The following is an 8,991-nucleotide window of genomic DNA, read 5'->3' as shown; positions in this document are numbered from 1 at the left end:
GAATCCTTGAATCAGCGAGATCGATCCGCCGCAAGCTTTATGAGTTCAGAACCTAGAGGCGAGCCAGGGTCAGGACAGGGCCGTCCTCGCTGTCCAGCCAGCGACCGCCGAGGCCGAACACGTCGCGCAGGACGGCGGTGTCGAGCGCCCCCGCGGGAGAACCGTCAGCACGGACCTCGCCCTGATCCATGACGATCACCCGGTCGGCGAAGCGCGCCGCCAGCGACAGGTCGTGCAGACTGGCCACCACAGTCTGGCCCGCACCGGCCCGTGCCTTCAGCCTTTCCAGAACCAGCAACTGACCCTCCGGATCGAGACCGGCGACCGGTTCATCCGCGAGGATCATTCCGGCCTCCGAGGCCAGCACCCGCGCCAGCAGCACCCGGGCGCGCTCGCCACCGGACAATTCCGCTACGCCACGATCGGCCAACGCTGCGGCCTCGACCTCCTCCAGCGCCGCCATAGCCTGGACGTGGGCACCGTCGGTCTGCAGGAACCCCGACCCCAGCGCCACGACCTCGATCGCCGGCAGGTTCCAGGCGACGGTCCCGTCCTGCGGCAGATAGGCCAGCGCCCTGGCCCGCTCGCGGGGGCCGAGGGTCGAGAGGTCCGCGCCATCGAGTTGGACCCGCCCGCAATCCGGCTTCAGCAGGCCGCAGACCGCCTGGATCAAACTGGTCTTGCCGGCGCCGTTCGGCCCCACCAGCGCCACCAGTTCACCCGGCATCACCGAGAGGCTGACGTCGCGCACCACCGACTGCGTGCCGCGCGACAGGCTCAGGCCTTCGATCTTCAGGCGAGGTGTCGCGCTCATACTCAGCCCCTCCAAGCGCGGGCGGCGCGCCAGGCGATCAGGGCGAACAGGGGCGCGCCAACCAGGGCCGTGAACACCCCCAGCTTGAGTTCCTGATCCGTCGGGGTGATGCGCGTCATCAGGTCGGCCACGACCAGGATCAGCCCTCCGGCCAGCGCCGACGGCATCAGGACCCGCTCCGGATCGGCGCGCACCGACGCCCGCACCAGATGCGGCGCCACCAGACCGACAAAGCCGATCACTCCTGCGGTCGCCACGGCCGCTCCTGCGGCCAGACTGGCGGCGATCAGGGCCAGCAGCCTCAACCGATCCAGCGGCAGGCCCAGGGTCCGCGCCGTCTCGTCGCCCAGCGACAGGGCCTTCAGACCCGGCGCGCTGAGGCCTGCCAGGATACCTGCTGGCACCAGCGCGGCAGAAACCCACAGCACGTCGGCCCAGCCCCGGTTCTGCACCGACCCCAGAAGCCAGGCCATGACCTCGGCGGTCGCGATCGGCGACGGCGACAGGTTGAAGATCAGCGCGGTCGCGGCCCCGGCGAAACTGGACAGGGCCACCCCGAACAGGATCAGCGCCTCGGGCGCCCGGATGCGCGCGGCAAAGGCGACCAGCGCCGCCGCCCCGATGCCGGCGCCGGCCATGGCGGCCAGCTCGACGGCCCCGGTGACCATTCCCGCCCCCGCGACCAGCACCAGCGCCCCGCCCAGACTGGCAGTGGCCGACACGCCCAGCACGCCGGGCTCGGCCAGCGGATTGCGCAACAGCCCCTGCATCAGCGCCCCCGACAGGCCCAGGGCCGCCCCGACCGCCACGGCACAGACCGCCCGCGGCGCCCGCACCTGCCACAGGATCAGCCCCGGACCCGACCGGGGGTCGCTGAAGGCCTGCACATACTGCACTCCGCCCAGCCCGGCCTCGCCCAGCGTCAGCGCCGCGACCAGGGCGACCACCAGCGACATCCCCAGCATCAGATTGATCCGCGCCACGGTCATGGCGCGTCCCGCAGCTCGGCCAGCATCGGCACGGCTTCGGCCATGAACCAGGCGGGACAGGTCAGCATGGCGGCCGGCAGCCGGACGTTCGGGCGGTCCTCGACAAGGCGCCTCACCAGTGGATGCCGCCCCGGACCCCGGCGGTCAGCGCGAGTCTGGTCATAGAAGCCAAGCGCGAACCGTTCGGGGGGCTCCACGGCCAGCCGCTCAACCCGGACCGCGCCGAAGCCCGCGTGCCCTGCAGCATTCTCAAGCCCCGCAGCCTTCAGGCTGGCATCGATCAGGGTGCCGGAGCCACTCGTGAACCCCCCGGCCGTCAGATAGAGAGCGGTCAGAGGCCGCGCCCCGTCCGGCGGCGCCCCGTCTTTCAGGGGCGTCCGCATCTTGCCGATCAGGGCCTGCCCCTCCGCCCCACGGTCCAGAGCTTGCGCCACCTCCGCGATGCTCTGCTCGACCGAAGCGAAGTCGGCGGCATCGGCGATCGTCACGACCGTCACCCCCTGCCGTTCCAGCTGGGCCAGCAGCCGGGCATCCCCGCCCCAGTAACGCACGACGACATCGGGCGAGTAGGCGACCACCGACTCCAGCGTCGGCCGCAGTATCTGGTGCCCGGCGGCCTCGGGTCTCAGCCACGAGTCCGGATCGTCCGCGCGCGGCGACAGGGCCAGTTCATGCCCCTGGCCCAGCGCCATCACATACTGGTCCGCGCACTGATCCAGCGACAGGACGCGCAGGGCGTCTCCCTCGGGCTCGTTGAACGATGCCCCGCACCCCGCCAGCAGCAGGACCGTCGCGACAACCGGCGCGGTCGCCCGTGTCACGCGCGGATCAGGCCGTCGAACACGGTATCCAGCATGGCCTTGACCAGCGCCTCCCGCTCGACCCAGTCGAAATAGGGTTTGGTAATCAGCAACGACACAACACCGTGCCCCCCGGCCCAGATCACCTGGGCTGCGGTGCGCGGCGGGACCTTCAGCCGCCCGGCGGCATCGACTTCGCGGACCACCGTCTCAAAAGCCCGGAACAGGCCGATGCCCACTTCCTGCGCGGCGGACTTGGCCCCCTCGGCCTCCTGCGGACGCGTCAGATAGATCAAGCGATAGGCATTCGGATTATCAAAGCCGAAGGCGATGTAGGACTCGATCAGCCGCCTGAGGCGCTGCTCGGGCGGCAGGTCCGCCTCCATGATGACCGCCTGGGCCCGCGTTAGGGCCTGAAACGCCTCCTTGCAGATCTCATGCAGGATCGCGGCCTTGTCGGGGAAGTGCATGTAGAGGGCGGTCGACGACAGGCCGACCGCATCGGCGATTTTGCGGATCGTCGCGCCCTCATAGCCGTGATCGACAAAGATACCCTCGGCGGCGGTCAGGATTTCCTCGCGCCGGAAATGCCCCTCGCCCTTGGGTTTGCGCCGGGACTTTGAACGGGGGGCTGTCGCAGGCAAACCTGTCCTCCATGCGGTTGCGGCCAGCCATACTGACTCTTGTCGCCGGGCGCCAGTTCGCGGTCCGGTCGCGCCCTCCGGCTTGTCCAGAGAGATCAGGATGGTTTACCCGTATACCGGGGAGGGAACATGGACGCCCATGCAACCGAGGAGCAGCGAACCGGTCCGGGCGCAGATTTCGGCCCGGCTCGCGCGCTGAGCGCTGCGCGACGATCCCTCACCTGGGGTCAGGGGCTTGGACTGGTCGCTTTGGGCACAGGGCTGGCGGCCTGGGCCTGGCGCGATCCTGCCGGCTTTCAGACCACAGTGTCCGTCGTGGTTCCCGCAGGCTTTCTGATCTGCGCCCTGTGGCGCCTTGCCCTGATCCTCACCTCGAGGCGGCCCCCGTGTCCCGCGCCCGGTCCCGGGCCCCTGCCCCGCTATACGGTGGTCGCCGCCCTCCATGACGAGGCCGAGGTCATGCCCCAGCTCGTGCAGCATCTGTCGGCGCTCGACTATCCCGCCGAACGGCTGGAAGGCTTTCTGGCGCTCGAGGCCCATGATCACGCCACGATCGAGGCCGCCTATGCTGCCGACCGACCCGACTGGCTGTCGATCCTGATCGTTCCGCCGGGGGAGCCGCGCACCAAGCCGCGTGCCCTGAACCATGCCCTGGCCCGGGCGACCGGCCGGCTGATCACCGTCTATGACGCCGAGGACCACCCCGACCCCCTGCAGTTGCGCGAGGCCGCGGCCCGCTTTGCGCACGACACGACCGGCACCCTCGCCTGTCTTCAGGCCCCCCTGCGCATTCGTCGACGCGCCCGCAGTCCAGAGGCCTCCCCCTTTCTCGACCGGCATTTTGCCGTCGAATATGCCGCCCTGTTCGAAGTGGTCCTGCCCGGCATGACCCGGCTGGGCCTGCCCTTTCCGCTGGGCGGCACCAGCAACCACTTCCGCGTCGACATCCTGAAACAGGTGGGCGGCTGGGACGCCTGGAACGTCACCGAGGATGCCGACCTCGGCTTTCGCCTGTGGCGCGCCGGCTATCGCCTGGGCGTCCTGACGCGTCCGACGTGGGAGACACCGCCGGGAGGCCTGCACGCCTGGCTGCCCCAGCGCAACAGATGGATGAAGGGCTATATGCAGACTTGGGGCGTGCACACGCGCCAGCCCCTGTCGCTGGGCCCGCGCGGGCTGCTGGCCCTGGTCATGACCCTCGGCGTGTCGCTGGCCTCGGCGGCCGTGCATGCCCCCTCGGTCGCCTGGGTCGTGGCCTCGGTTCTGGTGGCGGCGGTTGCGGGCATCACGCCTTCGACCCCGATTCCTGCGGTCAGTGTCCTGATGCTCGGCGCGGGCATGGCCTGGGTCTCGGCCTTTGTCGGGGCTAAACGTGCCGGGATCCCCTACAGCCTGATCGATATCATCCAGGCGCCGGCCTACTGGTCCCTGCTCAGCCTGGCCTTTGCCCATGCCGCCTGGCGGCTGGTGACCCAGCCCTTCGCCTGGGACAAGACCCGCCATCGACCGGACCCCGAGCCCGACCTCACGCCCGAAACCGATGCCGCGCCGCTGGACGCAGGGCCGCCGGTGCGCTTAACCAGCCCCCATGGCCTCGAGACTGTCCCCCCACCCTGATGTCCTGATGACGCGCGACTGGGCCGACTATGCCCTGCTCGACTCCGGACATGGCCGCAAGCTGGAGCGCTACGGGCGCTATACCGTCGTCCGGCCAGAGCCCCAGTGCGTGTGGGAGCCGCGCGATGCCTCGGCCTTTGACCGGGCCGATGCGGTCTTCGATCCGCAGGACGAGGATGACGACGGTCGCTGGCGCTTTGCCGCGAAATCTGTCGATGCATTTTCGCTCGGCTGGGGCGAGACCCGGTTCACCGCCCGCTTCACCCCCTTTCGCCACCTCGCCTTCTTCCCGGAGCAGGCCGCCAACTGGGAGTGGCTGGACCAGCGGATCCGCGCCCGCAACCGCCCGACCCGCATCCTGAACCTGTTCGGTTATACCGGCGTCGCCTCGCTGGTCTGTTCGGCCGCCGGGGCCGAGGTCACCCACGTCGATGCCTCGAAAAAATCGGTCGCCTGGGCGCGCGAGAATGCCGAGCTGTCGGGCCTTGCCGACCGGCCGATCCGCTGGATCGTCGAGGACGCCCGCCGCTATGTGGCCCGCGAGCGCAAGCGCGGCTCGCTCTATGACGGGATCATCCTCGACCCGCCGAAATACGGACGCGGCCCGACCGGTGAGGTCTGGCGCCTGTTCGAGGACCTGCCGGGCCTGCTGGCGGATTGCGCTGCTATTCTGGAGCCGCAGGCCGACTTCCTGCTGCTCAATGCCTATGCCGCGCGCATTTCGGGGCTGTCTCTGGCCCATCTGATGGATCAGGCGACGGCCGGACGCGATGGCCGCATCGACTGGGGCGAGCTGGCGCTGGCCGAAACCGGCGAGAACGGCCGCGCCATCGGTCTCAGTTTCTTTTCCCGGTGGTCCGCGACATGACCGAGCGCCTGATCACCTCCCTGACCAATGACACCGTCAAGTCGGTCCGTGCCCTGCATATGCGCAAGGAGCGCGAGTTCACCGGCCAGTTCCTGTCGGAAGGCCTGAAGTTCATCGGCGAAGCCCTTGATATGGGGCGCACCCCCCGCCTGCTGATGGAGGGGATGGAGGCACGACCCCACGCCCTGCTCGACCGGGCCCGCGCCGCGACCGAGGCCGCCGGCGGCGAGATCGTCGTCGTCACCCACCCGATCCTCGAAAAGATCAGCCGCCGCGATAATCCCCAGACCGTGCTGGCCGTCTTCGATCAGGTCTATACGGCGCTGGATGACATCGACCCGACCTCGGCCCCGGCCTGGATCGCGCTGGAACAGGTCCGCGACCCCGGCAATCTCGGCACCATCATCCGCACCGCCGATGCGGCCGGTTGTGGCGGCGTCATCCTGATCGGCGACTGCGTCGATCCCTATTCCGTCGAGGCCGTGCGGGCCACCATGGGGTCGGTGTTCGCCGTGACCCTGACGCGGACCACGCCCGAGGCCTTCCTCGAATGGCGCAAGTCCTGGCCCGGCAGCGTCATCGGCACCCGGCTGGACGCCACCGAAGCGCCGGGATCGGCCCACTTCACCCGGCCCAATCTGGTGCTGATGGGCAATGAACAGGCCGGCCTGACCGACGCCCTCGCCGCCGCCTGTGACGTCAATGTCAAAATCCCGATGCGCGGCCGCGCCGACAGCCTGAACCTCGCCGTCGCCACCGGCATCATGGCCTATGCCGCGACGGAGGACCGCTAGGTCCCCCTCGGCTTGACCCGGGTCGTGGGTTGGGCGGCGGCGGGGTCTTCGGGCCAGGGGTGGCGGGGATAGCGACCCCGCATCTCGGCGCGCACGGCGGCCCATGAGCCCTTCCAGAAGCCGGGCAGGTCCTTCGTCACCTGCACCGGTCGCCGCGCGGGTGATAACAGGGCCAGGGTCAGCGGCACCCGGCCCTCCCCGACCGTCGGGTGAGCCTTGACCCCGAACAGCTCCTGCACGCGGATATCGACGCGAGGTCCGCCCTCGGCGGCATAGTCGATGGCGGTCGAGCCCAGCGGCGTCTCGAGGCGCGCGGGGGCCAGCCGGTCAAGGTCGCGCTGTCGGTCCCACGGGATCAGCGTCCGCAGACCTGTTTCCAACGCGCCATCCGCAATGCCTTCCAGCCCCTGCACGCTGGCCAGCAGCGGCCACAGCCACACCTCGCGCGCGGCCAGCAGCCCCTCATCCGACACATCCGGCCAGCCGTCATCCAGCCCCCGCAGAAAGGCCAGCCGCGCCCGCAGCGCCGAGGCCCGCTCGCCCCAGCGCAGGCCCTTGAGGCCGTCCCGCTCGATCTCGCCCTTCAGCAGGTCCGCGATCTGCGCCTTGTCGGGGGCACCCAGCGACACCTCCTCGACCACCAGTTCGCCGATCCGCTTGAGGCGGCGCACCTCCATCCGGCCGGACGGGGTGCGGACCATCCGCTCCTCCTCGATCATCCGGTGGCCCAGCGCCGCGATTTCCACCGGACAGGCCAGACGGATGCGGTCGCCGCTGATCCCGCCGCTCAGCTCCGCCACCGCCAGCCAGGGGGACCCAGCCAGCGCATCGGTCGGCTCCAGAAAGGCGCCCCGGCCCGAGGCCAACCGCACCTCGCCCGGTTTGCCGCGCGCCCGCGCCACCCGCTCGGGAAAGGCCTCGACGACCAGAAGGCCAGCATCAACCTCGCCCCCCTTTCCGCCGCCCGCCAGCCGCGCCCAGCGGTCGGCCAGCCTCAGCGCATCGCGGGCGCGGGGGGATCGGTCGCGTTCCAGCGCCTCCAGCCGGTCGCGCAGATCGGTTGAGCTTCCGCCCAGACCGGGCTCCCCCAGAATGGCGGCGATCCGCGCACCCGTCAGGGCATCCCCCCGGTCCGAAGCCACCGCCACCATATGCGCCAGCCGCGGGCTCATCGGCAGCTCGGCCATCCGCCGCCCATGCGGGGTCAGATCGCCCCGCTCATCCAGCGCCCCCAGCCGGGTGAGCACCGCCCGCGCCTCGGCAAAGGCTCCGGCGGGCGGCGGGTCGATCAGGGCCAGCCCTTCGGCCGACCGCGCGCCCCACCGGGCCAGATCCAGCGCCAGACCGGTCAGGTCGGCCTCAAGGATTTCGGCGGGCTGTTCCGGGATCAGGCCCCGGCTCTGCTCCTCGTCCCACAGGCGATAGCAGGTGCCCGGCCCCACACGCCCCGCCCGGCCTCGACGCTGATCGGCCGAGGCGCGGCTGACCCGCACGGTCGCCAGTCGCGTCAGTCCGCTGGCTGGATCAAAGCGCGGCACCCGCGACAGGCCGCTGTCGACCACCGCCGTGATCCCCGGCAGGGTCAGGCTGGTCTCGGCCACGGCCGAGGCGAGGATCACGCGGCGTTGACCGGGCGGTGGCGCGGACAGGGCCCGGTCTTGCGCCGAGCGCTCCAGCCCGCCGTACAGGCTGACGACCTCGACATTCGCTGGCAGGGACGCCTCGGCCAGCGCCCGCCCGGCCCGGTGGATTTCCGACTGGCCGGGCAGGAAGACCAGCACGGATCCGCCCGTCTCGCCCAAGGCCCGGCGCACGGCGCGGGCCACCGCCGCTTCCAGCCGTTCCGACGGAGTGCTGCCCAGATGGACAGTCTCGACCGGAAAGGCCCGCCCCTCGGCCTCGATCACCGGAGGACCGTCCAGCACCCGCACCATCGACGCCACATTCAGCGTCGCCGACATGACCACCAGCTTCAGGTCAGGACGCAGCAGCTCCTGCGTCTGGCGGGCCAGCGCCAGCCCCAGATCGGCATCGAGGCTGCGCTCGTGAAACTCGTCGAACAGGACGGCGGCCACGCCCTCCAGCCCCGGATCGGCGCTGATCCGGCGGGTGAAGATGCCCTCGGTGATCACCTCGATCCGGGTCTTGGGCCCGACGCGGCTCTGCAGGCGGGTGCGATAGCCGACGGTCTCGCCCACCGGCTCGCCCCGCAGCTCGGCCATGCGCTCTGCGGCGGCCCGGGCGGCCAGACGACGCGGTTCGAGTACAAGGATCGTGCCGGCGCGTCCGATGTCGCTGTCCAGCAGGGCCAGCGGCACACCCGTGGTCTTGCCCGCCCCGGGGGGCGCGCCCAGCACCACGGCCGGATGGTCCCGGACCGCCGCGATCAGGCGGTCCAGAACCTCATGGATGGGCAGGTCGGACGCCGCAGGGCGGCCAGGCGTGGTCGTCACGGCGTCCGGCTA

General features: G+C 70.7%; 8 protein-coding genes. 3 read left to right on the top strand and 5 right to left on the bottom strand.

Going from position 1 to position 8,991, the window contains the following annotated elements; translation table 11 throughout:
- Positions 1 to 52: 52 nt before the first annotated feature.
- The 4 genes from B4K74_RS10325 to B4K74_RS10310 are packed head-to-tail and all read right to left on the bottom strand — an operon-like array spanning position 53 to position 3,247.
- Positions 53 to 814, bottom strand: a complete 762-nt coding sequence (locus B4K74_RS10325) for an ABC transporter ATP-binding protein (protein WP_286692856.1) — start codon at positions 812 to 814, stop codon at positions 53 to 55.
- 2 nt (positions 815 to 816) lie between these two features.
- On the bottom strand, positions 817 to 1,803 hold the full coding sequence (locus B4K74_RS10320) for a FecCD family ABC transporter permease (protein ID WP_286692855.1): 987 nt from the start codon (positions 1,801 to 1,803) through the stop codon (positions 817 to 819).
- Positions 1,800 to 2,624, bottom strand: a complete 825-nt coding sequence (locus tag B4K74_RS10315; RefSeq protein ID WP_286692854.1) for an ABC transporter substrate-binding protein — start codon at positions 2,622 to 2,624, stop codon at positions 1,800 to 1,802. Before B4K74_RS10315 ends, B4K74_RS10320 begins: the two co-directional genes overlap by 4 nt.
- Entirely contained in the window at positions 2,621 to 3,247 is a 627-nt protein-coding gene (locus B4K74_RS10310; protein WP_286692853.1) for a TetR/AcrR family transcriptional regulator, read from the bottom strand. Before B4K74_RS10310 ends, B4K74_RS10315 begins: the two co-directional genes overlap by 4 nt.
- Positions 3,248 to 3,376: 129 nt before the next feature.
- Between B4K74_RS10310 and B4K74_RS10305 the strand changes: the two genes are divergently transcribed.
- Genes B4K74_RS10305 through B4K74_RS10295 form a run of 3 tightly spaced genes read left to right on the top strand, consistent with a single transcriptional unit; the run spans position 3,377 to position 6,526 of the window.
- Entirely contained in the window at positions 3,377 to 4,864 is a 1,488-nt protein-coding gene (locus B4K74_RS10305) for a glycosyltransferase family 2 protein (RefSeq protein ID WP_286692852.1), read from the top strand.
- Positions 4,836 to 5,732: a class I SAM-dependent methyltransferase gene (locus B4K74_RS10300; protein WP_286692851.1), complete on the top strand. Its 897-nt coding sequence runs from the start codon at positions 4,836 to 4,838 to the stop codon at positions 5,730 to 5,732. Before B4K74_RS10305 ends, B4K74_RS10300 begins: the two co-directional genes overlap by 29 nt.
- On the top strand, positions 5,729 to 6,526 hold the full coding sequence (locus B4K74_RS10295; RefSeq protein WP_286692850.1) for a TrmH family RNA methyltransferase: 798 nt from the start codon (positions 5,729 to 5,731) through the stop codon (positions 6,524 to 6,526). Before B4K74_RS10300 ends, B4K74_RS10295 begins: the two co-directional genes overlap by 4 nt.
- Here B4K74_RS10295 and hrpB read toward each other — a convergent pair.
- Entirely contained in the window at positions 6,523 to 8,979 is a 2,457-nt protein-coding gene (gene hrpB / locus B4K74_RS10290) for an ATP-dependent helicase HrpB (RefSeq protein WP_286692849.1), read from the bottom strand. The two genes, B4K74_RS10295 and hrpB, sit on opposite strands and share 4 nt — an antisense overlap.
- Between the last annotated feature and the right edge of the window lie 12 nt (positions 8,980 to 8,991).

It is taken from the genome of Brevundimonas sp. UBA2503 (assembly GCF_002341485.1).
In the GTDB taxonomy this organism is placed as follows: domain Bacteria; phylum Pseudomonadota; class Alphaproteobacteria; order Caulobacterales; family Caulobacteraceae; genus Brevundimonas; species Brevundimonas halotolerans.
Note: the sequence above shows the minus strand (reverse complement) of the source record. Positions and strands in the feature narration are given on the sequence as shown.